The organism is Kitasatospora sp. NEAU-CNBT7, from assembly GCF_057220535.1.
This window is the reverse complement of sequence record NZ_JBXQQB010000002.1, coordinates 422,156-447,650: the sequence shown is the minus strand read 5'-3', so window position 1 is coordinate 447,650 and position 25,495 is coordinate 422,156. Positions and strand designations below refer to the sequence as shown.

Genomic DNA, 25,495 nt, shown 5'->3' with positions numbered 1-25,495 from the left:
CGTCCACCGCTTCCCCCACCGTGTTCTTGGCATGTATCCAGCGGGGGAGGCTACCCGGGCAATATGACCACCACATGACCAGCGGGAGGCCACTCGCCGATGAAGTTCCGTCAGCGTCGCTCCCTGACCGCGCTGGTGGCCGCACCGCACACCGCTCCGACGCCCGGACCGCTCGGGACTCCTCCGCCCTGGCGAGGAACACCCTTCGCTACGGCCCGAACCGCTCGGGCAGATCAGGCCACTGGGCGCCGGTCCGCACCCGGTGCAGGATTCCGTCGATCACCTGCCGATGGTCCCGCCACCGGCCACAACGCCCGTTGCCGACCGGCAGGAACGGCCGTAGCCGTTCCCGCTCGGCATCCGTGAGATCTCCCCCGCCCCGGGCCCGAACCAACGACCAGAACAAGTGAATGTCACATCATCGATCGGATGAGTTCCAGTCAGATCGTGACCGGTATTTCGCACCGGACCGTTACTCCGCGGGGTCGGTCGGATCCTGGCCGGCCGGCACGGCCTGGACGAAGGTGACGTCGGGTTCGGAGGCAGGGTTGATCCAGCACCGCATGGCGAGCACGGGAGAGAAGGCCTGTGTGTCGGCGGCGAAGGCCTGCTCGGCCTGGGCGAAGTCGGGGTTGGCTATGCCGACAGAGAGGCTGGGCCAGGTCTGGACCGTCGTGGAGTGGTCGTCCAGATACTGGCCCCAGGACTTGCCGCACCTGCACGAGCGCTTCTCCGGGAAGAGCCTGACGATGTCCTCGCAGTGCACGCAGTACATGAGCTTCACAGCAACCCCCTGGGATGACGGACCGTCGCGTGATCATGGCATCTCCATGGCGCTCGGGACAGGCCTTTCGGTTACCGAGGACAGACGCCCCCGTCGCACGATCGGCCGGACAGCTCTAGCCGTCCAGGAGGCCTTCCAGTGCTGTGCGGTGGCGTGGGTTCACCGCGAGGGTCAGGCTGTCGCCGCGTTCCTCGACGATCACTGCGATGCCGCCGATCCAGCCTGCGCGGTGGCGGTGGTCCGGGGCGGGGGTGTCGCTGCCGGAGAGCCGGACCGGTGTGCCGTCGGTGACCCGGAGCGGCCCGGTGCGGCGGAGGGTGTCGCCGGGCAGCCGGGCGATCCGCAGCCCGGCCGGGTCCTGCCCGTGCAGCCACTCCACCAGGTGTTCGAAGCCGGTGGCGGCGAGCAGCCAGGCCGTCGTCGGTCCGGACTGTTCCGTGGTGCGGAGCAGCCAGCGGTCCGGGTCGAGCCGGTGGGCGCCCGGTGCCAGGAGTGGGAAGGGCCGTTCCACCGCTCCGCCGCCGGGTACCGGTGTCCGGTCGGTGGGGACGGTCAGCCAGAGCGTGTACCAGGTGCCGAACGCGGCGTTCAGCACGGCTTCGGCGGACAGCCGGAGGTAGCTGGGTGCGTAGGGCACGATCTCGTTGTCGTCCCAGAGCACGCTCACCACCGCCGGGTCGGCGACGCCCTCGTGTTCGTCGGTGACGGCGAAGCCGATGCCGTCGTTGTCGGCGTACACCAGGCGGTGCCGGGCCGGGAGGTCGGCCTCGGTGAGGGTGAAGTGCTCCTCCGTGGCGTACTCGGCGAGGCGTTGGCGGACCGTGGTGGCCCCCGACGCGACGTGCGGGTTCGTGATCCGTCCGGCGGCGAACAGCGGGGCCCAGCCGACCGTCTCCCAGAAGGCCCGGACCAGCGGGGGTTCGCCGGGTTCGAAGGCGATCGGGCGGACGGTGCTGCGGTAGAGCAGCGACTGGCGTTCCAGCAGGTCGCGGACGGCCCGGGCCTCCGCGCCGACCCGGTCGAGGTCCGACACCCCGAGGTCCGACACCCCGAGGTCGGGCGCGTCGAGCGGCTGCCCGTCGGGATCGGACGTGTCCTTCTGCCCGTGGTCGTTCACCATGCCTGTTGCCACCCTTCCCTGGTCTCGTCCCGGATCACGCGCCCGCCGAGCCGGGTCAGTTCCTGGCCCAGCGCCGTGCGGTGCAGCGGGTCGCAGTGCAGGACGGCCTGCTCGCCGAGGCTCTCGATCCACACGTCCGCGCCGGCGATCCGGCCGATCGCCTCCACCGTCCGGTCGAACGGCGACCGGCGGTCGCGGGGCACCCGGCGGACGTCCGTCCCGTCGAGGTCGAGTGCCGCCGCAGTGACGATCAGGCGGCCGGGGCCCGGCGGGTGCAGCCGTGCCAGGGTCGCGTCGTCGACGCTCCGGGCGAGGGCGAAGTAGTGGGCCGGCGAGCGGAAGAGCAGCAGTTCGGGCAGTGCGGGGCGGACGTCCGGGCGGGCGAGTCCGGGTTCGCCCAGCCGCCAGACCCCGTCGCCGAGCGCCGCCAGCCGGGGATAGACGGACGGGAGGACGGGCTCGCCGGTGAGTCCGCAGCGCGGATCGAAGCGCGTCGAGCGGTGCAGTGCGGCCCGCTGCAGGATCTGCCAGATCTGCCACTCCACCGCGCTGTGGTGCCAGCGGTGGACCGGCCGGCCGTCGCTGCGCACCACGACCACCGGCGGATCGTCGTCGCCGGCCGACTCGTCGGTGACCGCGACCTCGTCCAGCACCGCCGCGAGCTCGCTGCGCGGCCCGCGGGCGGCCAGCACCCGGAACCGCGGTCCCAGCCGTGCCCAGGCCGGCCCGTGGTCGTCCGGGTCCACGCCCCAGCGATCGCGGCGCTCGGCGTCGTCGAACCACTCCTCGAGGACCTCGGTCATGATCCGCCGGCTCTCGGCCGTGCCCGTGCTGGTCCGGGTGCCCGGCGCCACGGTCACCTCGCTGACTCCGATGCCCTCCCACAGGGCGGCCAGCCTGCGCGGAACGTCGGCGGCGGGCGGCGCGTCGCGGCGGGTCTCGCCGTGGCGCGGGTGCAGCGCCGTCAGCAGGGCGTCGAGGCGGGCGAACTCGGCGCGCTCGTCGTCGTCGGGTCGATCCACGGTGTTCTCTCGTCGATGGGACCGGCCGGGCACCGGCCGCTCCGGATTCCGGGGTGCCGCCCGAGCGTACGGGAGACCTCGGACACCCGGTTCGCCGGGCGGCCGGTGCCGGGCTCCACCGGCGCTCGAGGGCCGTGCCGTCCGCTACAGGGCCCGGACGCGCCCGGCGCCCGGGCACCCGGCACGCGACACCCAGCGCGCGGTACCCGGCACCCGCACCCGGCGCCCGGACGGTCCGGCCACGGGCGGTACCGGGTACGGGCGCGCCGGGGCACGCGACTGCCGGGGCCGCCGACCGCTCCACCACCCGCCCGGCAGCGTCCGCCCCCGACCCGAAGAAGGCAGCCATGACCACTCCGACCGCACCGCGGACCGCCTCCCCGCTCCCCCTCCTCACGGTCGGCGGGGACCGGTCCTGCCGCGGCCTGCACGAGCAGATCGTCCGGATCTGGGCCCAGGCGCTGTACTTCTCGCCGCTCGGGCCCGCCGACCGGCCGACCCCGGAGACGGTGTGCCAGGCGGTCGCGGAACAGCTGGCGGTGTACTCCCGGGTGCCCGGCGGCTGCGCCGACGTGCTGGCCCAGGACGCCGGCGACTACCCGGCCGCCTTCCGGGACCGCTTCGCCTGGTGCCGGAACTGCGCCGAGCGCGCCTACTCGGCCCTGCTCCTCACCCTGCCGCCGCAGCCCGTCGGCGCGGCGTTCTGGATGTCCGCCTGACGGATGTCCGCCTGAAGGATGTCCGCCTGACCCGGCCCCCGCCGGCGGCGGGGGCCGTTGCCCGGGGTCAGCGCGGGCTGAGCAGGCAGAACTCGTTGCCCTCCGGGTCGGCGAGGACCATCCAGGAGATCTGCGAGCGGTCGATACCGGAATCGGTGGCACCCAGTGCGAGCAGCCGGGCCTCCTCCGCGGCCGGATCGTCACCGCGGTAGGGGGCGATGTCGAGGTGGACGCGGTTCCACCCGCTCTTGGTGTCGAGGGTGCGGACGAACTCCAGGTACGGGCCGACACCCGCGGCGGAGCGCAGGGTCGCGTGGTCGTCGGCGACCTCGTGCAGCGTCCAGTCCATCGCCCCGTCCCAGAACCGGGCCATCGCCCGCGGGTCGGCGCAGTCCACCACCACCGCCGCGATCGGCCCGGTGTCCCGGTAGAGCTCTCGGGGCTCGAGGACGCAGAACTCGTTGCCCTCCGGGTCGGCCATGACCGTCCACGGCACGTCGCCCTGGCCGACGTCGGCGAGCGTCGCACCGAGGTCCTTCAGCCGCGCGACCAGCTCCGCCTGGTGGGCGGGCGAGGTGGTGGCCAGGTCGAGGTGGACCCGGTTCTTGCCCGTCTTGGGTTCCGGGCGGGCGATGAGGTCGATGCAGACGGCGGCGGGGTCGGGGTAGGTCAGGTCCACGGGTTCGAGGTTGGTGACGCCCGGGCCCTCGCTGTCGGTACCCCAGCCGAGTGCCTGTGCCCAGAACCGGCCGAGCGCGGTGTCGTCCTGGGCCTTCATGTTGATCTGTACAAGTCGCGTTGCCATGACGAAGATCCTAGAAGCTGCCGGAGGATCCGGAACCCCCGATCACGGGCGCACCCGCGCTGCCTGAGGACGGGTCAGCCGACCGGGGTGCCCGTCGCGGCCGCGGCCAGCCGGGCCAGCGTGGTGCGGATGCCGGCGCGGTTGACCTCGATCCGGCGGTCGGGGCCGGTGCCGGCGAAGACCAGGCCCAGCAGTTCCGCCGCCCGGGCGCCGCGGCCGGTGCGCAGGTCCTGCCAGGACTCGGTGACCCGGGTGCCGGTGCCGTCGGGCTCGAAGCGGTACCGCCAGCGCGCGATCGGCAGGCCGAACACGCCCACGTCGAAGGTGAACTCGGCGCCCGGTTCGGCCACCGTCACCCGGCCGGTGGTGAACCACACGAACGGGCCCCGCCGGTTGAACCCGACGAACCGGGTGCCGGGCCGGGCGGCCGGCCCCGCCAGCCACACCCGGCGGCACTCCGGACTCCATCGGCCCATCGCCCGCAGGTCCGACACCAGCCCGTAGAGCACCTCGGGAGCGGCGTCGACCAGGATGGACTCCTCGATCTCGAACTGACGTGACATCGGCTGCTTCCTCACGAAGGGACGCCCGGCCGGCCCGGCCGGGCCAGGGGGCCCGGGTGCCGTCAGCCGCGGGCGGCGACGAACAGGCTCTGCGAAGCGCGGCCGATCGGGCCCCGCTCGTCGTGGAGTCCGGCCTCCGCCGTGCCGATCCCGTCCGGGGCGACGGCGGTCCGGGCATCGATGCAGACCCACTCGCCGACGGGATGGCGGTGCAGGTTGACCGTCAGGTCCGGGTTGACGAACAGGTGCGAGGTGAAGTCGAGTTCGTTGCTGACGCCGTTGATGGAGTCCGCCGCGACCAGCACCCGGTCCAGCGGGTCGGTCTTCTCCCCGGCCACCAGCGGCACCCGCATCCGCAGCCAGCAGGCGGCCGGCCCCCGCTCCAGGAAGGACCCGGCCGCGAACCGGAACTCCATGGCGCTGTGGTAGCCCTGCTCCCAGGGCACCGCGAAGAACGGTGCCGGGCCGGACCGCCCGACCGGCGCCACCTCGGGCTCCCGCGCGACCTCCGGCACCGAGCCGGGTGCGGTGCGGATGCTCAGCGCGGTCGCCCGCATCACCTCGGTGCCGCCGTCCACGGCGAGCGAGACCCCCACCAGCTCCACGCTGCGCCCGGCCCGCAGGACCCGGGTGGTCACGGTCAGCGGCTGCAGCGGCACCGGCCGCAGGATCTCGAAGGTCATCCGGGCCACCCGCAGGTCCTCCCGGGCGCCCGGGCGCAGCAGCACCGCCCGGCCCAGCAGGGCGGCGGGCGGCCCGGCGTGCTGGCTGTCCGCGTCCCACGGCCCCCGGGTGTACCCGGTGGGGGCGAACCGCTCCGGCGAGAGCTGCTCGTAGAACGCCTCGGCCCCGCTGATGGTCCCGGTCATCGTCTGTCTCCCGTCGGTCGCCAGCAGCAGGCTACTCGCCGGTAGCCTCCGCTGTCCCAGGTTCCGCCCGGCCGGGGCGGGCGGCACCGCCGGCGCCCAGCTCCCAGGCCTCGATGTCGCGGTAGCGGATCGGCCCCGGGCCCCGGCCGATGTTGCTGCCGACCAGGTGGAGCCGGTCGGTGCGCCACGGCCGCCCCACGAACCCGGTCAGCGCGGCCGCAGCCTGCGGCACGCTGACAGGATCGTCACGGCGCGAGCGCGCCAGGGTCAGGTGCGGGCGCAGCGGGCGGTCCCGGTACTCGATCCCGCAGGAGCGGACCAGGTCGCGGACGTCGGCGGCGAGCAGGTGCAGCCCCTCCAGGTCGCCGTCGATCCCGCTCCACAGCAGCCGCCCGTCGAAGTGGCCGCCGCCCCGCAGGCCCAGCTGCAGCGCGGGGTACGACGCCGCCCGCCGGGCCAGCACCGACCGCAGCAACGGCACCGTCGCGGACGGCAGTTCGCCGAGGAAGGCCAGGGTGATGTGCCAGTCCTCGATCCGGTTCAGCCGCAGCCGCGGGTGCCCGGCGTAGATGGGCTGCAGGGCGCGCGCCAGCTCGTCCTTCGCGTCGTCGGGCGGGGCCAGCGCCACGAAGACGCGTACGGTCGGGGGTCCGGGATGATCGTCCACCAGGGATTTCTAGCACCCGGCGCCCCCTCCCGCCTCGCCCGGCCCGCCCGACCGCTCCTCGGCGGGCGGGCAGTGCCGGCGGGCCGTGCCGGCGGGCGGTGCCGGCGGGCGGTGCCGGCGGGCAGGGAGGGGGCGATTCGGAAGGTGCAGGAGCTTAAGGAGTCCGGAAGATCCGGAAGGTCAGGAAGCTCCGGAAGGTTCAGAAGGTGAGGTTCCAGGCGTCGATCTTGCCGGTGTCCTGGGCCGCGATGTCGCGGACCCTCAGCTTCCAGGTGCCGTTGGCGGCTTCGGAGGAGGCGTTGACCGTGTAGGTCTTGAGGACGTTGTCGGTGCTGTCGCTGTCGGCGAAGTCCTCGAGCAGGTAGACGGTGCCGTCGGGGGCGACCAGCGAGACCACCAGGTCACCGCGGTAGGTGTGCTTGATGTCCACGCCGACCTTGAGGGCGGCGGGGGCGTTGCCGGTCACACCGGTGACGGTGATCGGGCTCTCCACGGTGGCGTTGTCGGTGACGGCGACGTCGGTGAGGTTCTCGAAGTACGGGCCAGCGGGCGGGGTGGTGCCGCCGACCGCCTTCAGTGCGTCGACCTGGCCGTCGCCGAAGAAGGCGTTGTTGGCCGTGGTGCCGGTGCAGCGGCTGTCGGAGGGGCAGGGCGTGTCGGTGGCGTCGGCGGCGAGCCTGGCCCGGATGTCGGCCGGGGTGAGCGCGGGGTTGGTGCTGGCGATCAGGGCGGCGACGCCGGTGACGTGCGGGGACGCCATCGAGGTGCCGCTCTTGGTGCCGTACTTGCCGCCCGGGAGGGTGGAGTACACGCCGTCGGCGCCGTCACCGCCGGGCGCGGCGACGTCGATGACGTTGCGTCCGAAGTTGGAGTACGAGGCCTTGACGTTGCCGTTGCCCATCGCCGCGACGGTCACCACGCCGGGGAGTTCGGTCGGGACGTCGATGCAGGCGTTGGTGATGGTGCGGGTGCCGGGGGTCGAGTCGTTGGGGCTCGCCGAGTCGGTGGTCTTGTTGGCCAGGTCGTAGTTGGAGTTTCCCGCGGCGGCGACCTGGAGCGAGCCCTTGCTCTCGGCGTACGCCTCGGCCCGCCGGACGCCCTCGATGATGGCGGCCTGGTCGACGTTGTCGGGGCAGTTGAACTGCCACGGGTCGGTGTAGTAGCTGTTGTTGGTCACCTTGAAGCCGTGGTCGCCGGCCCACATGAACCCGCACACGGTGTTCTCGGCGAAGAACAGGGTGGTGCCCGGTTCGGCGATCCGGACCGAGGCGATCTTCACGCCGGGTGCGACGCCGACGACGCCCTTGCCGTTCCTGGCCGCCGCGATGGTGCCCGCGACGTGGGTGCCGTGGGTGTCCACGTCCCGCCAGGCGCCGGTCCGGGTGTCGGCCTTGCCGTACGCGCAGGAGGCGGAGTCGGCGGAGTCGAAGTTGGGGGCCAGGTCCTGGTGCTGGTCGTCGACGCCGGTGTCCAGGACGCCGACCTTGACGGCCGCCGAGCCGGTGGTGACGGCCCAGGCCTGGTCGGCCTTGATCCGGGTCATGTCCCAGCGGTTGGTCTCGGTCAGGGTGGTGGCGGCCTGGGCCGGGTTGGCGGGCAGCGCCGGGTTGTACGCGTCGGCCGGTACGTCGGAGGTACGGGTCGCTCCGACCTGCTGGACACCGGCGACCTGACGGAGGGTCGCGGCGAAGGTGGCGGAGGCCGAGTGGGCGACGATCACGCCGATCGCGTCGTAGGAGGCGAAGACCGAACCGCCGTTGCCGGCGACGGCCGCGCGGACGGCGGAGGTGTCGCCCGGCGCGGTGATCACCAGGTAGGCGCGGGTGCCGGCCGCCCAGACGGCGGCGGGGGCGGGGGCGGGCGCCGTCCGGGCGGGGGCGGGCTGGGCGGCCGCGGCCGCGCCCGTGGGGGCGATCAGCGCCGCGGCGGTGCCGAGGGCGGCGACGGCCACGGCCGAGCGGGTCAGCCGGCTGGATATGAGCGAGAACAAGGCGTCGTCCTCCGAGGACCATCTGGCGCGGACAACTCCGGTCGCGCCCATGACAAATAAGGGGTGCGCGCAATTTGTCAGATCCACCCTCAGGTAGGGAAGGGGTCGGACGTTACAAGTTCTTTTCACCGTCTTGACCGGTCCTGTGCACGGCCCGGCCCGGGTTCGGGCGCGCCGTAGCGGCCGCTGCGGTGGTCGTCGGCCGTAGGGTCGGTGCTGTTCCCGGCGGAGGAGTGCGGATGCGCAGCGTGACCTACTCGATGGGTGTCTCCCTCGACGGCTACATCGTCGGGCCGGACGGCGACTTCCACTGGACGGCGCCCGACGACGAGGTGTTCCGGTTCGCCATGGACGAGATCCGGCAGGTCGGTGTGCACCTGATGGGGCGGCGGCTGTACGAGACGATGTTGTACTGGGAGACGGCGGAGCAGGATCCGTCGCTCTCCGCCCCGATGCTGGAGTGGGCCGCGCTGTGGAATCCGCTGCCGAAGGTGGTGTTCTCGACCACGCTGCGGTCGGTGCAGGGCAATGCGCGGCTGCTCCACGGCGGTCTGGCGCAGGAGATCGAGCGGCTGCGGGCCGAGCCGGGGGACGGCGACATCGCGATCGGGGGCGCGGCGCTCGCCGCCGAGGCGGCCGCGGCGGGCCTGATCGACGAGTACCGGCCGCGGGTCCACCCGGTGCTGGTCGGCGGTGGCATCCCGTTCTTCCCGCGGGCCGAGCGCCGGGTGGACCTCGATCTGGTCGAGACCCGGACCTTCGACTCACGGGTCGTCTGCCTGCGCTACCGCGTGGCGCGTCGGGGCCCGCAGTAGGCCGGCCCGGCTGTTCCCGCCGGGCGCGCGACCGCCGGGTCGGGCACGCGCCCGGCCACGGTCCGGGCGGCCCGCTACAGCCGGGTGGCGGTGCGGACGAGGTCGGCGACGGCGCGCGAGCGGCTGTGCGACGGCCAGGCGATGACGGTGGTGACCGGTGGGGCGTCGGGGACGGGGACGGCGGCGAGGCCGTCGTTCAGGTGGGCGCGGCAGGACTCCGGTGAGACGGCGCAGGCGCGGCCGAGCGCGACCAGTTGCAGCAGTTGCGCGTGGTCGCGGACCTGCGGGCCCGGGCCGGGCGGGTAGCTGCCGTCGGGGTTGGGCCAGCGGGGCAGCGGCAGGCCCGGCAGCGCCGCGAGGTCGGCCAGCCGGACCTCGGCGCGGGTGGTGAGCGGGTGTCCGGCCGGCAGGACGGCGATCTGGCCCTCGGTGCCGAGTTCCTCGGTGTCGAACCCCTCGGTCGGGTCGAACGGCCGGTGCAGCAGGGCCACATCGGCCCGGCCCTCGCGCAGGAGGCGGGCCTGCTCGGCGGGGCCGGACAGGATGACCTCGACCGGGACGGCGCCGGGTTCGGCGGCGTACGCGGCGAGCAGTTTCGCCAGCAGTTCGCTGGACGCGCCGGCCTTGGTGACCAGGACCAGTCCGGGCCGACCGGTCGTGGCGGCGGCGCGGCGGGTCCGGCGTTCGGCGGCGGCGACGGCGTCGAGCGCGGCCCGGCCCTCGGCCAGCAGGACGGCGCCGGCCTCGGTGAGCGTGACGGTACGGCTGGTCCGGTCCAACAGCGGTGCCCCGAGCCGGCGTTCGAGCATCTGGACGGCGCGGGACAGCGGCGGCTGGGCGATCCCGAGCCGCTGCGCGGCCCGCCCGAAGTGCAGTTCTTCGGCGACGGCGACGAAGTAGCGCAGTTCCCGGGTCTCCATCCGGCCACGCTACCGCGGATCCATACCCGGGGGGTATCGATGCCCACCCGATCGGTCTTGGACCCCCGGCCGGGGGCCGGGCCAGCATGGTTCCCATGAGCGAACGAACGATTGCGCTGGTCACCGGCGCGAACAAGGGCATCGGGTACGAGATCGCCGCGGGCCTGGGCGCCCTCGGGTGGAGCGTGGGCGTCGGCGCCCGCGACGACGGGCGCCGGACGGCCGCGGTGGAGCGGCTGCGCGCGGCCGGCGTCGACGCGTTCGGCGTGCCGCTGGACGTGACCGACGAGGCGGGCGTCGCCGCCGCGGCCCGGCTGGTCGAGGACCGGGCCGGCCGGCTGGACGTGCTCGTCAACAACGCCGCCGTCGCCGGCGGCGCGCCGCAGGAGCCCTCCCGGGTGGACCCCGCCGTGCTGCGGACGGTGCTGGAGACCAACGTGATCGGCGTCGTCCGCGTCACCAACGCGATGCTGCCGCTGCTGCGCCGCTCGCGGTCGCCCCGGATCGTCAACATGTCCAGCAGCGTCGGCTCGCTCACCCGGCAGTCCGGGCCGGATGCCGAGCGGACGGCGGGCCCGGTGGCCGTGGCGTACGCGCCGTCGAAGAGCTTCCTGAACGCCGTCACCCTCCAGTACGCCCGGGAGCTGCGCGGCACCGGCATCCTGATCAACCTCGCCTGCCCCGGCTATGTCGCGACCGACCTGAACGGCTTCCGCGGCGTGCGCACCCCCGAGCAGGGCGCGGCGATCGCCATCCGGCTCGCGACCCTGCCCGACGACGGCCCGACCGGCGGGTTCTTCGACGACGCCGGCGAAGTGCCCTGGTGACGCGGGCCGGTGACGCGGTGCGGTGACGGGCGGTGCTGACGCGCCGAGGGGCGGGCCGAGGTGTGGGCCGAGGGGTGGGCCGGCGGCCGGTCCCGCACCGGCGGGCCGTCCCTCGGCGGGCCCCCTGGCCGCGGGCCCGGACGGGCGGGCTCCTACTATCGTTCCGCATTCCCCGACGGACGCCGAGGCCCACCAGGCCGGGCGCCCGCCGGGCGGGTGCCCCACACGACACAACGGCTCCACCGCACGGTGATCGAGTCGTGCCTCGAGGAGGAACGTTCATGCACGCCCGGAAGATCGGTGCGGCCGCCGCTACAGCGGTGGCGCTCCTGGCCGCCCGCGACCTCCTCCAGAAGAGGCACGCGCTGCTCCGCAACTTCCCCGTGGTCGGGCACGCCCGGTACCTGCTGGAGACGATCGGGCCGGAGCTGCGGCAGTACATCGTCACCTCCAACGACGAGGAGCGCCCGTTCAGCCGTGACCAGCGCACCTGGATCTACGCGTCGGCGAAGGAGGAGAACAGCTACTTCGGGTTCGGCACCGACGTCGACGTCGAGCACGTGCAGGGCCACGCCTACCTGAAGCAGCGCACCTTCGCCGGCGCGCTGCCCGACGCCCACGACCCGCAGGCGCCCCTGCCGTCGGCCAAGGTGCTGGGCGGGCCGCGCGGGCGCGCCAAGGCCTTCCGGCCGGCGAGCGTGGTGAACATCTCGGCGATGAGCTTCGGGTCGCTCTCCGGCGCGGCCATCACCGCGCTCAACAAGGGCGCGGCGCTCGCCGGCACGATGCACAACACGGGCGAGGGCGGTCTGTCGCCGTACCACCGCAACGGCGGCGACCTGGTCCTCCAGCTCGGGACGGCGTACTTCGGCTGCCGCAACGAGGACGGCAGCTTCAACCTCGACAAGCTCAAGGAGGTGGTCGCCGGCGCCCCGGTCAAGGCGATCGAGATCAAGCTCTCCCAGGGCGCCAAGCCGGGGCTGGGCGGGATGCTGCCGGGCGCGAAGGTGACCCCGGAGATCGCCGCGATCCGCGGCATCCCGGTGGGCAAGGACTGCGCCTCCCCCTCGCGGCACTCCGCGTTCGGCGACGTCGACTCGATGCTGGACTTCGTCGAACTGATCGCCACCGAGACCGGTGTGCCGGTCGGGATCAAGAGCGCGGTCGGCGAGATGGGCTTCTGGCAGGAGCTGGCCACCCAGATGGCGCGCGGCGACCGCGGTGTCGACTTCGTGACCGTCGACGGCGGCGAGGGCGGCACCGGGGCGGCGCCGCTGATCTTCACCGACTCGGTGTCGCTGCCGTTCCGGATGGGCTTCTCCCGGGTCTACGGCACCTTCGCCGAGCTGGGGCTGACCGACGAGCTGACCTTCATCGGCTCCGGCAAGCTCGGCCTGCCGGAGAACGCCGCGGTCGCCTTCGCGCTGGGCGCGGACATGGTCAACGTGGCGCGTGAGGCGATGCTGTCCATCGGGTGCATCCAGGCGCAGAAGTGCCACACCGACAAGTGCCCCACCGGCATCGCGACCCAGAACCCGTGGCTGGCCCGCGGCGTCGACCCGACGTCCAAGTCCACCCGGGCGGCCGTCTACCTGCGGGCCCTGCGCAAGGAGCTGATCAAGGTCTCCGGTGCCCTCGGCGTCGCGCACCCGTCCCTCATCACGCCCGACGACATCGAGATCATGAACGGCGACTACGAGGCCCGTACCCTGGCCGGCGTCTACGGCTACAAGGACGGCTGGGGCCGGCTCGGCCCGCACCTCGCCGACGGGATCACCGCGCTGCTCACCGCCGCACCGGACGCCGCCGGCAGGCCGGCCCGCTGACGCTCCGGCGGCGACGGCCCCGCCCCGGGCCGTCGCCGCCCGCGGGAACCGATCCCTACTGATCGGTAGTCATCTCTCCCGGTACAGCCGACAGTAGGGGGGACACCGTGACACCGCAGACAGCCGTCCAGCACGGACCGGGCGGCCGGCACCGGGGGCCCCGGTCCGGGCTGGTCGCCTGGTGGACCGCCGCCGCCGTCCTCGGCGGCGCGCTGGTGCTGCTCGTCGCGCTGTTGGGGACGGACGGCGGCGACATCGGGACCACCTCCTACCGCGCGGGCTACCGGGCGGGCAAGCAGTCCGGGATGCAGGTCAGGAACACCGCCGAGGACGCCATGGCGGTGGCGCGGGCCTGCTCGGACCTGGCCGGGGAGTCCTTGCCTCAGGGGTGGTACACCGGCTGCTCGGACGCGCTGACCGGCAGCCGCCCCAGGAGGTGACACGCCCCCGCGGCGGGACGTCCCGGCCGCCCGGTGCGCCCGCGTGTTCGGGAAGCTGCACGCAGGAGTGATCCACGGTGCCGTCCGGCCCCGGGCCCAGTTGTACGTGGTGTCGGCCGACCCCACCCTCCTGGAGCCCCCATGACGTCCGCGCCCGTGCCCGGAAGCACCCGCAGCCCGCTGCGCCAGAGCCTCGGCGAATGGCGGATCGGCCTGGTGGCCTGGCGGTTGATCGTCCTGCAGGCGGCCCATCCCGCGGTCGCGGCCGGCATGGGCCGCTACTCGACCTACCGGGCGCACCCGTGGCGGCGCATCCAGCACACCGTGGACAGCGGCGCGCGGCTGTTCTCCGCCGGGCCCGAGGAACGCCGGCTCGAGGTGGCGCGGCTCGCCCGCACCCACCGCCGGATCCACGGCACCGATGACGCCGGGCGCCCGTACACCGCCGAGGACCCCGCGGTCCGCGCGTGGGTGATGGTGACCCTGTACGAGGCCGTCACGGCCATGCACGAGCTGTCCGGGCAGCGCCTTCGGCCCGCCGAACTCGACGCGCTCTACGCCGAGTTCAGGGAGGTCTGCGAGGCGCTGGAGATCCCCGGCGAGGTGCTCCCGGCGACCGCCGCCGAGGTGCCCGGGTACGTGCGCCGCAACGTCCGCGAGGTCCTGGAGTACGGCGACGTGGTCCGCCACCTGCTGTTCGAGGTGCTCCGCGAGGCGCCGGCCCCCCGCCGGCTCGGCCGGCTCCGCCCGGCCTGGCCGCTGCTGCGGGTGGCGGCGGCGCGGCTGCTGAGCACCCTCACCCTGGCCGACCTGCCGCCGGCCTGGCACGACCGGTTCGGTCCCGGCCGCACCCGCTCCGGCGCCGCACTGTCGTGGGCGGTCCACCACGGCGTCCGGCACCTCATGGCCCGCCTGCCCGAGCACCTGCGGCACCGCCACCGCCCCTCGGCCGACGGCGACGGCGCGACCGCCGCGGGACGGCCGGTCCCCCGGCGCGCGCCGTCCCGTCCGGCCCGCCCGTCCCGCGGGCCGCGCGCCGCCGACACCCGGCGGGCCCGCCTGGAGACCTTCTTCCACCAGGTGCTGGACCAGACCGGGGACGGGCGGGTCGACCGGGCCGACCTCCAGGCCATGGTCCACAACGTCTGCTGGCAGCTCGAGGTCCCCGCGGAGCGCGAGGACGTGCTGTACGCCGCGTTCGAGACCTGGTGGCAGCGGCTGTGCGCGGCCATGGACGCCGACGGGGACGGCGCCGTGGACTGCGCCGAGTTCGTGTCCGCGATGCTCGCCGGTGCCGACCGCGACCCCGACCACCCCGCCCACCTCGACCACCTCGACCACCTCGAGCGCGGGCTCGTCCCGGCGATGCGCGCGCTGTTCCGGGCCGCCGACACCGACGGCAGCGGTCACCTGTGCGCCGACGAGTACCGTGTCCTGTTCGGCGGCCCGCGCGTGCACCCGGCCGAACTCAACGACGGATTCCGCCAGTTGGACGCCGACGGGGACGGCAGGATCAGCGAGGAGGAGTTCGTCACCGCCTTCACCGACTTCTTCACCGCCCGGACCGACACCGTCGCCGGCACCGCCCTCCTCGGCCGCCCCTGACGCCCGGACGCCGGGCGGGGCCGGCCCCGCCCGGCGCCGCAAATCCGTGGCCGTGGCCGCGGTGCCGGGGGCATACTGCCGCGGTGTACTCCGACGCCGATGCCGCCGAGCTGTACGACCGCCTCAACCGCTGGGGCCCCGACGACGACTTCTACCTGTCCTTCGTGCTCGACGCCCCGTCCGTGCTGGACGTCGGCTGCGGTACCGGCAGGCTGCTGCACCGTGCGCGCGAGACCGGTCACACCGGCCGGCTGTGCGGTCTGGACCCGGACGCCGCGGCCCTGGGCCGGGCCCGCCGCCGGGGCGACATCGACTGGATCGAGGGCAGGGCCGCCGACGCGCCCGGGACCGCGGACTTCGCACTCGCCGTCATGACCGGCAACGCCTTCCAGGTCCTGGTCACCGACGAGGAGGTGCGGACGTCCCTGGCGGCGATCCGCGCGGCCCTGGCGGTCGGCGGCCGGTTCGTGTTCGGCACCCGCAACCCCGGGGCGCGGGCCTGGGAGACCTGGAGCCCGTCCGACCCGTTCGACCTCGTCGACCGCGCGGGCCGTGCGCTGCGGCTGATCCACCGGGTCGAGTCCGTCGCCGACGGCGTGGTCACCCTCACCGAGACCACGGCGACCCGCGAGGGCGAGCCGCTGCGCACCGACCGGGCCCGCCTGCGGTTCCTGGACGCCGACGGGATCGCGGCGTTCCTCGCCGGGGCGGGCTTCACCGTCGACAGCTGGTACGGGGACTGGGCGCGGGGCCCGCTGACCGCCACCGGCGAGAACATCGTGGTGGTGGCCCGCGCGGTCGGCCGCTGAGGCCGGGCCGGGCCCCGGCGGGTCAGCCGCGGGGCCGGGCCGCGCCCAGGGAGCGCAGCCGGGCGTGGACGGCCGCGGGCTCGGTGCCGGTCAGGGCGGCGACCGCGGCCGGCGGCAGGCCGAGGACCAGGTGGAGCAGCAGGACGTCCTGCTGGGGTGCGGTGAGGTGGGCGACCGGGCGCAGCGGGCGGGGGCCGGCCAGGGTGCAGACCCGGCGTCGCAGGGTCTGCCAGGCGCAGGCGGCCGGGCTGGCGGCGGCCAGGACGTCGTGCCAGTGCCCGGCGAGTTCGCGGAAGGCGTCGCGGACGACACCGCCGGCGTCGTCGGGGGTGAGCAGCAGGGCGGCATAGCGCCGGTAGTTGTCGCGGTGGAGGTCGTGCAGGGCCCACAGGTCGAGGTGGGGTGCGGGGCCGGGGGCCGTTCGGCTCGTGGGCGGTGTGGGCATGGGTGTTCCCGGGGTAGCCGGTGGGTGGGGTGGACGGTCCCGCGGACAGGGCGTGCGGGCCCTGTCCGCGGGGCCCGGTCACCGGGCGAGCGCCGTGCTCTCGCCGGTGCCGTCGCGGCCCGCCGGGGCCTGGAGGTGCGCGGTGTCGGCCTTGTCGGCGCTCGCGCTCTGTTTGAGCGCCACCCACAGCCTGAACAGGGTCTCTGTCGGGATGCTGCCGGTGGAGGTCTGCATCGCGCGGGCGAATTCGCGCTGGTAGGTCTTGGCGGTCATCGGTACCGGGGTCCGGGCGTTGTTGGTCCGTTCCCAGGCGGCCGCCCACTGGGCGCGGCGGCCCTCCTTGACCCTGCAGGCCTCCATGTAGGTGGTCAGCAGGGCCTTGTGGAGGGGTGCTTCGCCCTTGAGGACCAGGGCGAGGGTGCTGGAGGGCAGGCGGCTCCCCCGGGCGCGGGCCCGGCGGTCCAGTTCCTCCAGGGAGGGCCAGTCCGCTTTGCGGCGCATCTCGTGCATGGCCCGGCGCAGGTCGGCGAAGGAGTCGACGTGTTCCGGGTTGAGGCGCCGTGGTGCGCGGCGGCGCTGCCCGCCGGACGGGCGCGGGACGTGGGCCCAGTAGTTGGCCTGGGTCCATTTCCGGCGGGCCGCCTTGAGGTCGGCGCCGCACTCGCGGGCGATGGCCTCGGTGACCTCCCAGCTCGGCAGGGAGCGGCCGCTGGCGGCCCGCTGCAGGGTGGTGTGGTGGAAGTTGGTCCGGTCGGCGAGCTGACGGTAGGTCAGCTCGGCCCGGTCGCGTTGCTCGCGCAGCCAGCAGGCCAGGCGGCCCAGGGCCGGCTCGCTCGCCGCGACCGGGTTCTCTCTGCGTCCCATCGCGGTTCGGCGTCTTCGCTCAGGCCCGCTCCCGCCGCAGCCGGACTCCCACCAGCCAGCTGCCACCGGCCAGTTCGAGCGCCGCGCCGGCCGACATCCCGGCCGCGACCAGGGCGGCGGCGAGCGCGATGACGACGACGATCACGATCGCCTCGGCGCGTCCGGGCAGCCAGGACGGGACCGGGCGCGGCCCGTGGGCACCGGCGGCGGCACAGCGGGCGGGGGGTACGGGGGCGGGCTTGTTGCGCTTCCTCGTCATCGAGGAGACCTCCTGTAGCACTGTCCACTCCAACAGGTCGGAACTTCGATGGTTGGCGTCATCGGAGCATCCGTTCGGGGTAACACTCTGTCAGGCGTACGGGTGATTCCCAATCGGTTCGGTGAACGCAGTGCGGATTGGTGCGCCGCCGTCCGGGCCGGTGATGGGAATGTCGGAACAGCGGTGCGACACAACCGCAGGCCGGGCGGCCGAAACTGAAAATTGATGCGCATTCGCGCAGCATCCCCTTGTCCCCGCCATGCCTGGGTGTGACGATTGCAGCAGCGTCGTCCAGACCTCACGGTCGGGCACCCGGGGCGCTGTTCACTCCAACGAATTCGGGAACACCCGGAGCGGGCCGTGTTGGCGCATGGGCCCGCCCGGACAGCAGAGACCGCCCGGCCGCGAGGCTCGAGCGGTCTCTCTGCATTCCGGTGCCGGGCTCCCGTCCGCCGGGTCAGCCGCCGTCGGCCGCCGTCGGAGCGGTCGGCGCCCCTTGCGTCGCGCGGCGCCGGCGCAGCGCCAGTACCCCGCCCGCGGTCGCGGCGGCGAGCACCGCCGACGTGCCCAGCGCCCACGGCAGTACGGGACTTCCGTGGGCGGCCGGCGTGGCGGCCAGGGGCACGGTGGCCGGCCGGTCCGTGGTCGTGGGTGCCATGCTCGGGGTCGCATTCGGGATGGCACTCGCGCTCGGTGACGGCGCCTCGGGTGTCGGGGACGGCGGTGTCTCGGACGGGAGGGGCGACGGCGGGTCGGCGGGCGGTTGCGGCACCGGGGTGCCGGTCGGGGTGGTCCGCGGTACGGGTGTCCGGGTCGGCGTCGGCCGCGGGTCCGGCTTGCGGGTCGTGGCGCCGCCGGGTGCCGGGGTCGGGGCCTGGGCGGGGCCGCCGCCGGTGAACTCGAAGCTCACGCCGCCCATCTTGGTGCCCGTCACCATCGAACAGGGCCCCTCCGGGTAGAGGTACGCGCCGAGTTCGTACACCCCGTCCGGGCTGCCGACAGGCATCGAGAGGGTCTCGTGCAGCACGTGGTCACCGCGGGTCAGACCGCCGAACTCGACGCGGTTGGAGTTCCAGGTGCCGAGGTTGCCGGACTGCAGGGCGGGCTTCCAGGTGAACGAGAAGCGGTGCGCGGGGCCGCCGTCCACGCTCAGCTGCACCGACGGCGGCGGCCCCGGGGTGTAGCCGCCCTGCTGCCGGGTGGGGATGACCATCACCTCGAAGGCCGTGGCGCTCTGGTCGGGGGCGTCGAGGTGCAGGGTGTTGTCGGTCTGACGGGAGCCGCCCGTGCGGACCTTGGGGACCGCGCCGTACACCCCGTCGATCCGGTAGGTCCCGGACGCCATCGTCGTGCAGACGTCCGCGTGCGCCACGCCGGCGCCGGTCAGCGTGGACAGGGGTATCGCAAGGGCCAGGATCAGGCCGCGTCTCGTCATGGCCCCGGATCCTAGGGGTGCCGGCTCGCGGACCTCGCACCGGTACCCGGCCGGCCGCTCACCCGGCGGTGGCGGGCCTGGACGGCTGCGCGGTGACCTTGCGGAGCTGTGCCCGTACGAGGTCCGGCCGCAGCGCGGGCGACCTGGCGGTGTCGTCGCCGATCTCGAAGAGGATCCGGTTGTCGCCGACGGCGGCGTACAGGACGACGGTGCTGAAGCCCCCGGCGGAGGCGACGGCCCCGGTCGGGCTGTCCAGTGCGAAGGCGACCGCCGGTACGCCCGGGTCCTCGAACGCGACCTCCCGGACCCGGATGGTGCGGTTCCCGGCCCCGGTCGGCACCTTGAGTTCCCGGCAGCCGTCGTGGACCGCCGCCGCCAGGGCGTCGAACCGCGCCGGGACCTCCCCGGGGGCGAACGCGCCGAGATCGACGGTGGTCCGGTTGCCGAACGTGTTGTTGCCGATCACGTACGTGGCCCTGGCCCGGGCGCGCGGTTCCTCGGTCAGTGCCGCGACCACCGGTGCGCACCCGGGTGAGGCGGCGGCCGCCTCCTCGAGCCCGGCCCAGGGCTGCGGCACGGGCGAGGGCTCGACGACGGCCCCGCCGGGCAGTTCGACGACGCCGAGCCGGGCCGACCCCAGCTGGTCGTCCGCCAGCGGGCCGAGCGCCACCGGGGCGGGCTGTGCGGGCGGGGCGGCGGCCGAGGGGGACGTCCCGGCCGAGGGGGACGTCCCGATCGAGGACGACACCGCGGCCGAGGGGGACCCGGCGACCGCGTAGGGCTCCGGTGGCCGCGCCGAGGCGCAGCCCGACAGGGCGACGGCCGCGATCAAGGGCACCGCGGCCCGGGCTGCGACGGTTCTCCGCACGGTCTCTCCTGGTCGGTGGGGGTGACTGCGCGCGGAGCCTACCGTCGCCGGTCGGTCGGACGCCCGTGGTTTTCGATCATGGGGCGCGGTCGGCCGGCGAGCGGTCCGTCGTCGGGGTGCCGCGCCGCTCAGACGTCCCGGAGGAAGACGACGGCGTCGGCCCGGCCGACGGTGTCCGGGTCGAGGGAGGCGTAGGTGTGATCGGCTGGGATGCGGCGCTGGGGCTTCGGGTCCAGGGCCGTGAGCAGCCGGGTGGGGTCGAGGACCGCGCGCGGGTGGGGCAGGGCCGAGAGCACGGCCTCGAAGGTGCCCGGCCCCGGGACGTCGGTGCCGCGGGTGCCGAAGGTCGTGGCGGCGAACGCGTACCCGTCACCGAGCGCGGTGGCGGCGATGGCGCCCGCGCTCCACCAGTCGAGCAGGTGGCCGCCGAACCGCACGTGGCTCAGGTCCCGCTGCAGGTGGCTGTTGTGACCGAACGCCAAGGTGGGGCCGCGCCCGCTCTCGCGGCGGACGATCGCGGTGAGGTTGTCGGCCATCATCGCGTCGCGCAGCCGCATCAGCGGGCCGAAGCGGGTGGGCGCCGGGTCGGCCAGGGCGGCGTGGTAGCGCAGCAGTCCGGCGGCGGTGCGGGCGTACAGCCGGGCGTGCCAGAGCGCGCCGGGCGAGGTGGCGTCCGTCAGGTGCGGGGCGTACGCGGTGAGCAGGGCGCCCAGGTCGTCGGTGAGCAGGCGCAGTTGTCCGGCCTCGGGGGTGCGGCCGACCGACCGGGCCGGGTCCGTCATGGCACCGGGGTCGGTCCAGCGTCCGTCGGGGCCGAGCAGGTCCTCCAGGGTCTGCCGGTCGCAGGGCAGGTCCAGGTGCGGGGTGAGGTAGTCGTGCAGCGCCGTCAGGGCCGGGCCGGGGCTCGCGGCGCCGCTGATCTCCAGCGGGCCGTCGAAGCCGTAGAAGCGCAGGCGCTCCCGGTGCGGGTGCCGCTCGTTGTGGGCGCGCATCCAGCGCAGCAGCTCCCGGTTGGCGGGCGAGGCGCCGAAGCCGTGGCTGAAGCCGCGGTCCAGGGCGTCGTCGAGGCTGCCGGGGCCGCCGGCCACGTACGCGTCGGCGACCTGGGCCGCCAGGCAGTCGCTCTCGAGGGTGATCGAGCGGTATCCCTCGTGTTCGACGAGGTGGCGGAAGAGCTCGTTGCGCAGTTCGGGGAAGGCTTCCACGCCGTGGGTGGGCTCGCCGAGGCCGAGCAGGCGGGTGGCCGGGGGCAGGAGCGCGGTGAGGGAGGCGCCGCCGAAGGGGCGGGCGGCGTCCCGGATCGAGGCCGTCATGGCTTCAACCGTATCGTTGAAGGTTCGGTGTAGACTTTTCCGGCATTTTCGGCCCGCCGAGAGGGGAAAGTCTCAACCATGTGGCTACGGCCCGTCGATCTGGCGCGTGAGCACGGCCTGTCCACCCAGGCGGTGCGCAACTACGAGGAGGAGGGGATCCTGCCGCCGGCCGGGCGTTCGCCGCACGGCTACCGCCGCTACTCCCCGCGCCATGCGGCGGCGCTGCGCGCGTTCCTGGCGCTGGTGCCCGCGCACGGCCACCCGGCCGCGGCGGCGGTGATGCGGGCGGTGAACGGCGGTGCGGTCGACGAGGCGCTGCGGTTGATCGACGAGAGCCACGTCCGGCTGGCCGGCGACCGGAGCACGCTGCAGGACGTCGACGACGCGCTGCGGGGCCTGGCGCCGCAGCGGACTCCGGAGCCCGCGCCGACGGGGGTGACCTTCATCGGACCGCTGGCGCACCGGCTCGGCCTCCGGCCGGCGACCCTGCGCACCTGGGAGCGGGCCGGGCTGGTGGTACCCCGGCGTGATGCCCGCACGGGGTACCGCGTCTACGGCGCCGCCGAGGTACGGGATGCCCTGCTGGCCCACCAACTGCGGCGCGGCGGGCACGGGTTGGAGCGGATCGCCCGGGTCCTGGCGGAGGTCAGGACGGCGGGCGGCCCGGAGCCGCTGCAGGCCGCACTCGAGGAGTGGCGCGGCCGGCTGCGGTCCCGCGGCCTCGCGATGCTGACCGCCGCGGCCGCCCTCGACGCCTACCTGAACCTGCCGCCGGACGCCGCGGCGACGCCCACCGGGTAGTCCGCGGCGCGGCTTCCGGCCGCTCGCCGGGGTCAGCGGCGGCTGTCCCAGACGGAGCGCTCGGCCGGGCGCGGGTCGGTGACCAGCAGGGGGTCGGTGTCGAAGACCTGGGTGGCCCGCCCGTGCGGGGTGTACGGGGGCCAGCCGGGGTCGCCGGTGGTGGCGAAGGACGTCCAGGCGCGGCGTACCGCGTCCGCGAGCTGCCGGGGCGGGCGGTCGCCGAGCATGGGCGCGAGTGTGGGATCGTCCTGGACGCCGAAGGTGAACGGCACGTCGACGGCGTGGCACGCGCCGAGCCGGCCGTCGAACGCCGGTGAGCGCCAGGCGAATTCGTACAGGTAGGTGGCGGCCGGGCGGTGCCGGGCGTGTGCCTCGGCCAGGCGGATCGCGGGGATGCGGTAGAACCAGTCGGTGGCGACGGCGGCGAGCAGTTCCCCCGGCGAGGCGTCCGGACGGCCGGCCCGGTAGGGGGCCAGGGCGCCGGGTGGGAGGCCGTAGCGGGCCGTCAGGTGCGGCAGGGCGGCCTCGGGGACGGCGTCGAGCAGCCCGGTGGGGGCGAGGTAGAGGCGGAACTCCTCGCTGGTGGTCCCGGCCATCAGGTCGATCCCGGCCGCCGCCCCGGCGCGGACGGCGTCGATCGGTGCCAGCGGCAGGATGTCGCCGTCCACCACGGGTTCGAACGGCAGCAGGTTCAGGGCGGCCTCGCCCCACCGTGCGGGGTCGGGGTCGGCGGTGACGGCCGCGCGCAGCCGCTGCTGCGCCTCGACCAGGGCGGCGGCGGGCAGGGCGGCGATGGCGGCAGGTTCCGGTGCGGTACCGAGGAGTTCGGCCAGCCGGTCGCGGATCAGAGCCGCGGTGTCCCGGCCGTGGGTGTGGTGGGCGGCGCCGCTCTGCAGGATCGCGCGGTGGAACAGTCCTCGGGCCCGGGGTACGGCGAGCAGCGTGGCGATGCTCATCGCGCCGGCGGACTGCCCGAACACCGTGACGTTGGCGGGGTCGCCGCCGAACGCGGCGATGGTGTCGCGGACCCAGGTGAGGGCGGCGATCTGGTCGAGCAGGCCGCGGTTGGGGGTGGCACCGGGCAGGTCGAGGAAGCCTTCGGCGCCCAGCCGGTAGTTGAGGGTGACCAGTACGACACCGTCCCGGGCGAACGCACTGCCGTCGTACATCGGCAGTGAGCCCGCGCCGTTGGTGAAGGCGCCGCCGTGCAGCCAGACCATCACCGGCAGGCGGGCCGCGGTGTCCGGGGTCCAGACGTTGAGGTTGAGGCAGTCCTCGCCGGGGACGGTGATCTCGGGCAGCAGGACGTCCAGCGGCGGGGCGTACGGCGCCTGGGGCGCGGTCGGTCCCGGTGCGGTGGCGTCGCGTTCGCCGTCCCAGCGGGCGGGCGGCTGCGGCGGCCGCAGGCGCAGCGGGCCGACCGGAGGGGCGGCGTACGGGATGTTGCGGAAGGCGGCGACGCCGTCGGCGGTGCGGGTGCCGCGGAGCAGGCCGTGGGGGGTGCGGACGACCGGTTGCACGGATGGGTCTCCTTGTCGCGGGGGCGGCGGCCGGGGGTCGCAGGCCCCGGAGGTCGCCTGGGCGGTCAGCCGGCGGTGGCGGCCGTGGCAGCCGTGGCGGAGGGGGCCGAAGGGGTGGAGGGGGCCGAGGTGGTGGCGGGGGCGCCGAGGATGCGCAGGGCGAACTCGCCGTGGGCCTCGGCGATCCGCTCGGGGGTGTAGGGCTGGTCGGGTCCGGCCCAGTGGGCCACGCGCACGCCCATGGCGCTGATGGCGGTGGCGGCGAGCAGCGGTTCGGGCACGTGGAAGACGCCTTCGGCGATGCCCTGTTCGATCGTGTCGAGCAGGAACTGCCAGCAGGTGTGCCGGAGTTCGAGGGCGGGTGCGGCGAGTTCGGGTGACAGGGAGTGGATCTCGCCGTCGGTCACGATCGCCAGCAGCGGGAAGCGGGCGTGGACGTCGGCGTGGGCGTGCACCAGGGCCACCACCCGGGTGGCGGGGCCGGCAGTGCGGGTGCCCGCGACGGCTTCGGCGAGCCGGGCGTGGAGTTCCTCGTGCCCGAGCTGCACGAGGTGGGCCAGCACGTGCTCCTTGGAGGGGTAGTGCGCGTACAGGGTGGCCGAGTTGATGCCGACGGCGGCTGCGATCTGCCGGATGGAGGTGCCGGCGAACCCGGCCTCGGCGAACAGCCCGAGCGCCTCCTCGAGGATGCGTCCCCGGGTGCCGGGCGGGGTCACGCCGGCGGGCAGGTCGGGTCCGACGGCCGCGGGCCGGCGCGGCTGCCAGCCGGGGTGCTCCACGTGGTCCTCCTCGGGTCCGCGGCGCCGCCGCCGAAAGTTCCTACCGATCGATTGGTTGACAGCGTAGCGCCGAGGTCGGATCGTACTCCACAGCCGCGCAGTCACCAATCGATCGATTGGCCGGAACAAGCGTGTGCCGCTCCGCGCCCGGACCGCACCACACACCTCATCCCACCCACCCGAGGGAGTGCTCCATGGTGTTCCGCGTCCCGCCCCGACTGTCCCGAACCCTTCGCCGGGCGGCCGCCGTTGCCGCCGCAACCGCGCTCGCCGCGCTCGGCCCCGCGGCGCCCGTCCGGGCCGCCGAGGCCGCGCCGGGCCTGCCGCACCTCAACCTGACCGGCGCCTACGTGACGGGCGTGTCCTCCGGCGGCTTCCTGGCCACCCAGCTCCAGGTGGCCTACTCCGGCACCTTCGACGGCGCCGGCATCGTCGCCGCCGGCCCGTACGACTGCGGGCGGGGCAATGTCGTCGACGCCGCCGTCTGCCTGGTCGGCCACGGCCTGCCGGAACTCGAACAGCAGACCGTCGAGTGGGCCGGCCAGGGCCGCATCGATCCGGTCGGCAACCTCGTCGGCAAACCGGTGTACGTCTACCACGGCCGGCTGGACCCGGTGGTCAACCCGCTGGTCTCCGACAGCGGCGTCGCGTTCTACCGGGACTTCGGCGCGAATGTCGTGTACCACGACTCGGACTGGGCCGGGCACTCCTGGGTCAGCCCGCAGGGCGTGGTGCCGTGCGGCCTGACCCTGCCCCCGTTCGTCAACGACTGCGGCGACGACCCGCAGCGCGAGATGCTCACCCACTGGCTCGGCCGCGTCAACCCGCCCAACTTCGCCGCGCCCGCCGGCACCCTCACCCACTTCGACCAGAACCGCTACACCCCCGGCGGCTCGGCTCCCCGCCTGAGCATGGACTCCACCGGCCTGCTCTACACGCCGCCCGCCTGCGCCGCCGGACAGCCGTGCAAGCTGGTCGTCGCGCTGCACGGCTGCCTCTCCGGGCAGTACCTGCTCGGCGACCTGTTCCCCCGCCGCGGCAACCTCGACACCTACGCCGACACCAACAACCTCGTCGTTCTCTACCCGCAGGCCGTCTCCGCCCTGATCCCCGTCAACCCGCAGGGCTGCTGGGACTGGTTCGGCTACACCGGCCAGGACTTCGCCGTGCAGGACGCCCCCCAGCTCCGCGCCATCACCGCCATGGTCCACGCCCTCGGCGCCTGACCCGCCGCCGGCTCCGCGCGCGGCCGTGCCTGCCACGGGTCACGGCCGCCCGGCCACCCGGCCGTCCGGCGAACAGGCCACCCGACCACCTGGCGGCCAGGCCGAACAGGCCGATGAGGCCGATGAGGCCGATCAGGCCGCGGGGAGCCGCGTCGTCGGAGCAGCAACAGGGCCGAAAGATCTCGACGGCCCCGGCGGCGGCGG

The 25,495-nt window shown here is 74.6% G+C and carries 26 protein-coding genes and 1 pseudogene; 9 read left to right on the top strand and 18 right to left on the bottom strand.

Annotated elements, in window-relative coordinates:
• Window positions 1-211: 211 nt before the first annotated feature.
• From AC2TEW_RS04830 to AC2TEW_RS04815, 4 genes and pseudogenes are all read right to left on the bottom strand, one after another.
• Window positions 212-394: pseudogene (locus tag AC2TEW_RS04830) on the bottom strand (transposase); the annotation flags it as partial.
• 78 nt (window positions 395-472) lie between these two features.
• Entirely contained in the window at window positions 473-784 is a 312-nt protein-coding gene (locus tag AC2TEW_RS04825; RefSeq protein ID WP_484622026.1) for a hypothetical protein, read from the bottom strand.
• Window positions 785-899: 115 nt separating this feature from the next.
• Window positions 900-1,904 carry a hypothetical protein gene (locus AC2TEW_RS04820; protein WP_484622025.1) on the bottom strand — a complete coding sequence of 335 codons (1,005 nt, stop codon included), beginning with the start codon at window positions 1,902-1,904 and terminating at the stop codon, window positions 900-902.
• A complete protein-coding gene (locus AC2TEW_RS04815; RefSeq protein ID WP_484622024.1) occupies window positions 1,898-2,926 on the bottom strand; it encodes a hypothetical protein in 1,029 nt (342 codons plus the stop codon). The genes AC2TEW_RS04820 and AC2TEW_RS04815 overlap by 7 nt, the downstream gene beginning before the upstream one ends.
• 347 nt (window positions 2,927-3,273) lie before the next feature.
• Here AC2TEW_RS04815 and AC2TEW_RS04810 point away from each other — a divergent pair, with 347 nt between their 5' ends.
• Entirely contained in the window at window positions 3,274-3,645 is a 372-nt protein-coding gene (locus tag AC2TEW_RS04810) for a hypothetical protein (RefSeq protein WP_484622023.1), read from the top strand.
• Window positions 3,646-3,712: 67 nt separating this feature from the next.
• Here the strand turns inward: AC2TEW_RS04810 and AC2TEW_RS04805 are convergent, their stop codons facing one another.
• The 5 genes from AC2TEW_RS04805 to AC2TEW_RS04785 form a co-directional block, all read right to left on the bottom strand.
• Window positions 3,713-4,450: a VOC family protein gene (locus AC2TEW_RS04805; protein ID WP_484622022.1), complete on the bottom strand. Its 738-nt coding sequence runs from the start codon at window positions 4,448-4,450 to the stop codon at window positions 3,713-3,715.
• 74 nt (window positions 4,451-4,524) lie between these two features.
• Window positions 4,525-5,013 carry an SRPBCC family protein gene (locus AC2TEW_RS04800; RefSeq protein WP_484622021.1) on the bottom strand — a complete coding sequence of 163 codons (489 nt, stop codon included), beginning with the start codon at window positions 5,011-5,013 and terminating at the stop codon, window positions 4,525-4,527.
• A 62-nt stretch (window positions 5,014-5,075) separates the two neighbouring features.
• Window positions 5,076-5,882: a thioesterase family protein gene (locus AC2TEW_RS04795; protein ID WP_484622020.1), complete on the bottom strand. Its 807-nt coding sequence runs from the start codon at window positions 5,880-5,882 to the stop codon at window positions 5,076-5,078.
• A gap of 31 nt (window positions 5,883-5,913) precedes the next feature.
• Window positions 5,914-6,549, bottom strand: coding sequence for an RNA 2',3'-cyclic phosphodiesterase (gene thpR / locus AC2TEW_RS04790; protein ID WP_484622019.1), 636 nt, complete (start codon window positions 6,547-6,549; stop codon window positions 5,914-5,916).
• 199 nt (window positions 6,550-6,748) lie between these two features.
• The gene (locus AC2TEW_RS04785; protein WP_484622018.1) at window positions 6,749-8,539 is read right to left on the bottom strand and encodes a S8 family peptidase; all 1,791 of its coding nucleotides are present in this window, start codon (window positions 8,537-8,539) and stop codon (window positions 6,749-6,751) included.
• A 239-nt stretch (window positions 8,540-8,778) separates the two neighbouring features.
• Between AC2TEW_RS04785 and AC2TEW_RS04780 the strand changes: the two genes are divergently transcribed.
• On the top strand, window positions 8,779-9,354 hold the full coding sequence (locus tag AC2TEW_RS04780; protein WP_484622017.1) for a dihydrofolate reductase family protein: 576 nt from the start codon (window positions 8,779-8,781) through the stop codon (window positions 9,352-9,354).
• A gap of 74 nt (window positions 9,355-9,428) precedes the next feature.
• Here the strand turns inward: AC2TEW_RS04780 and AC2TEW_RS04775 are convergent, their stop codons facing one another.
• Window positions 9,429-10,274 (bottom strand): LysR family transcriptional regulator, encoded by an 846-nt coding sequence (locus AC2TEW_RS04775; RefSeq protein WP_484622016.1) that lies wholly within the window; start codon window positions 10,272-10,274, stop codon window positions 9,429-9,431.
• A 95-nt stretch (window positions 10,275-10,369) separates the two neighbouring features.
• Between AC2TEW_RS04775 and AC2TEW_RS04770 the strand changes: the two genes are divergently transcribed.
• The 5 genes from AC2TEW_RS04770 to AC2TEW_RS04750 all read left to right on the top strand — a co-directional run bounded on the left by AC2TEW_RS04770 (window position 10,370) and on the right by AC2TEW_RS04750 (window position 15,781).
• The gene (locus tag AC2TEW_RS04770; protein ID WP_484622015.1) at window positions 10,370-11,101 is read left to right on the top strand and encodes an SDR family oxidoreductase; all 732 of its coding nucleotides are present in this window, start codon (window positions 10,370-10,372) and stop codon (window positions 11,099-11,101) included.
• Window positions 11,102-11,382: 281 nt separating this feature from the next.
• On the top strand, window positions 11,383-12,927 hold the full coding sequence (locus tag AC2TEW_RS04765) for an FMN-binding glutamate synthase family protein (protein ID WP_484622014.1): 1,545 nt from the start codon (window positions 11,383-11,385) through the stop codon (window positions 12,925-12,927).
• A gap of 107 nt (window positions 12,928-13,034) precedes the next feature.
• Window positions 13,035-13,367, top strand: coding sequence for a hypothetical protein (locus tag AC2TEW_RS04760; protein ID WP_484622013.1), 333 nt, complete (start codon window positions 13,035-13,037; stop codon window positions 13,365-13,367).
• A gap of 141 nt (window positions 13,368-13,508) precedes the next feature.
• Window positions 13,509-14,972, top strand: coding sequence for an oxygenase MpaB family protein (locus AC2TEW_RS04755; protein WP_484622012.1), 1,464 nt, complete (start codon window positions 13,509-13,511; stop codon window positions 14,970-14,972).
• Window positions 14,973-15,055: 83 nt separating this feature from the next.
• Window positions 15,056-15,781 (top strand): class I SAM-dependent methyltransferase, encoded by a 726-nt coding sequence (locus AC2TEW_RS04750; RefSeq protein ID WP_484622011.1) that lies wholly within the window; start codon window positions 15,056-15,058, stop codon window positions 15,779-15,781.
• A gap of 22 nt (window positions 15,782-15,803) precedes the next feature.
• Here AC2TEW_RS04750 and AC2TEW_RS04745 read toward each other — a convergent pair whose 3' ends face one another.
• From AC2TEW_RS04745 to AC2TEW_RS04720, 6 genes are all read right to left on the bottom strand, one after another.
• Complete coding sequence (locus tag AC2TEW_RS04745) at window positions 15,804-16,226, bottom strand: hypothetical protein (RefSeq protein WP_484622010.1); 423 nt, start codon at window positions 16,224-16,226, stop codon at window positions 15,804-15,806.
• Between the two features lie 78 nt (window positions 16,227-16,304).
• Window positions 16,305-17,090, bottom strand: coding sequence for a helix-turn-helix domain-containing protein (locus AC2TEW_RS04740; RefSeq protein WP_484622009.1), 786 nt, complete (start codon window positions 17,088-17,090; stop codon window positions 16,305-16,307).
• A 19-nt stretch (window positions 17,091-17,109) separates the two neighbouring features.
• Complete coding sequence (locus AC2TEW_RS04735; protein WP_484622008.1) at window positions 17,110-17,349, bottom strand: hypothetical protein; 240 nt, start codon at window positions 17,347-17,349, stop codon at window positions 17,110-17,112.
• A gap of 457 nt (window positions 17,350-17,806) precedes the next feature.
• Window positions 17,807-18,784, bottom strand: coding sequence for a hypothetical protein (locus AC2TEW_RS04730; RefSeq protein ID WP_484622007.1), 978 nt, complete (start codon window positions 18,782-18,784; stop codon window positions 17,807-17,809).
• A 58-nt stretch (window positions 18,785-18,842) separates the two neighbouring features.
• Window positions 18,843-19,652 carry a hypothetical protein gene (locus AC2TEW_RS04725; RefSeq protein ID WP_484622006.1) on the bottom strand — a complete coding sequence of 270 codons (810 nt, stop codon included), beginning with the start codon at window positions 19,650-19,652 and terminating at the stop codon, window positions 18,843-18,845.
• 128 nt (window positions 19,653-19,780) lie between these two features.
• Window positions 19,781-20,965, bottom strand: a complete 1,185-nt coding sequence (locus tag AC2TEW_RS04720; RefSeq protein WP_484622005.1) for an erythromycin esterase family protein — start codon at window positions 20,963-20,965, stop codon at window positions 19,781-19,783.
• Window positions 20,966-21,043: 78 nt separating this feature from the next.
• Between AC2TEW_RS04720 and AC2TEW_RS04715 the strand changes: the two genes are divergently transcribed.
• Window positions 21,044-21,766, top strand: coding sequence for a MerR family transcriptional regulator (locus AC2TEW_RS04715; protein ID WP_484622004.1), 723 nt, complete (start codon window positions 21,044-21,046; stop codon window positions 21,764-21,766).
• A 32-nt stretch (window positions 21,767-21,798) separates the two neighbouring features.
• Here the strand turns inward: AC2TEW_RS04715 and AC2TEW_RS04710 are convergent, their stop codons facing one another.
• Complete coding sequence (locus AC2TEW_RS04710) at window positions 21,799-23,286, bottom strand: carboxylesterase/lipase family protein (RefSeq protein ID WP_484622003.1); 1,488 nt, start codon at window positions 23,284-23,286, stop codon at window positions 21,799-21,801.
• A gap of 65 nt (window positions 23,287-23,351) precedes the next feature.
• A complete protein-coding gene (locus tag AC2TEW_RS04705) occupies window positions 23,352-24,065 on the bottom strand; it encodes a TetR/AcrR family transcriptional regulator (RefSeq protein WP_484622002.1) in 714 nt (237 codons plus the stop codon).
• 194 nt (window positions 24,066-24,259) lie between these two features.
• Here AC2TEW_RS04705 and AC2TEW_RS04700 point away from each other — a divergent pair, with 194 nt between their 5' ends.
• Complete coding sequence (locus AC2TEW_RS04700; protein WP_484622001.1) at window positions 24,260-25,291, top strand: extracellular catalytic domain type 2 short-chain-length polyhydroxyalkanoate depolymerase; 1,032 nt, start codon at window positions 24,260-24,262, stop codon at window positions 25,289-25,291.
• Window positions 25,292-25,495 lie beyond the last annotated feature (204 nt).

Excerpts from the sequence above, each read along its gene's own strand:
- AC2TEW_RS04775 (WP_484622016.1), bottom strand. The coding sequence starts at position 10,274 with ATGGAGACCCGGGAACTGCGCTACTTCGTCGCCGTCGCCGAAGAACTG.
- AC2TEW_RS04720 (WP_484622005.1), bottom strand. The coding sequence starts at position 20,965 with ATGACGGCCTCGATCCGGGACGCCGCCCGCCCCTTCGGCGGCGCCTCC.
- AC2TEW_RS04795 (WP_484622020.1), bottom strand. The coding sequence starts at position 5,882 with ATGACCGGGACCATCAGCGGGGCCGAGGCGTTCTACGAGCAGCTCTCG.
- AC2TEW_RS04740 (WP_484622009.1), bottom strand. The coding sequence starts at position 17,090 with ATGGGACGCAGAGAGAACCCGGTCGCGGCGAGCGAGCCGGCCCTGGGC.
- AC2TEW_RS04765 (WP_484622014.1), top strand. The coding sequence starts at position 11,383 with ATGCACGCCCGGAAGATCGGTGCGGCCGCCGCTACAGCGGTGGCGCTC.
- AC2TEW_RS04770 (WP_484622015.1), top strand. The coding sequence starts at position 10,370 with ATGAGCGAACGAACGATTGCGCTGGTCACCGGCGCGAACAAGGGCATC.
- AC2TEW_RS04780 (WP_484622017.1), top strand. The coding sequence starts at position 8,779 with ATGCGCAGCGTGACCTACTCGATGGGTGTCTCCCTCGACGGCTACATC.
- AC2TEW_RS04735 (WP_484622008.1), bottom strand. The coding sequence starts at position 17,349 with ATGACGAGGAAGCGCAACAAGCCCGCCCCCGTACCCCCCGCCCGCTGT.
- AC2TEW_RS04805 (WP_484622022.1), bottom strand. The coding sequence starts at position 4,450 with ATGGCAACGCGACTTGTACAGATCAACATGAAGGCCCAGGACGACACC.
- AC2TEW_RS04700 (WP_484622001.1), top strand. The coding sequence starts at position 24,260 with ATGGTGTTCCGCGTCCCGCCCCGACTGTCCCGAACCCTTCGCCGGGCG.
- AC2TEW_RS04755 (WP_484622012.1), top strand. The coding sequence starts at position 13,509 with ATGACGTCCGCGCCCGTGCCCGGAAGCACCCGCAGCCCGCTGCGCCAG.
- AC2TEW_RS04820 (WP_484622025.1), bottom strand. The coding sequence starts at position 1,904 with ATGGTGAACGACCACGGGCAGAAGGACACGTCCGATCCCGACGGGCAG.
- AC2TEW_RS04745 (WP_484622010.1), bottom strand. The coding sequence starts at position 16,226 with ATGCCCACACCGCCCACGAGCCGAACGGCCCCCGGCCCCGCACCCCAC.
- AC2TEW_RS04730 (WP_484622007.1), bottom strand. The coding sequence starts at position 18,784 with ATGACGAGACGCGGCCTGATCCTGGCCCTTGCGATACCCCTGTCCACG.
- AC2TEW_RS04715 (WP_484622004.1), top strand. The coding sequence starts at position 21,044 with ATGTGGCTACGGCCCGTCGATCTGGCGCGTGAGCACGGCCTGTCCACC.
- AC2TEW_RS04800 (WP_484622021.1), bottom strand. The coding sequence starts at position 5,013 with ATGTCACGTCAGTTCGAGATCGAGGAGTCCATCCTGGTCGACGCCGCT.
- AC2TEW_RS04810 (WP_484622023.1), top strand. The coding sequence starts at position 3,274 with ATGACCACTCCGACCGCACCGCGGACCGCCTCCCCGCTCCCCCTCCTC.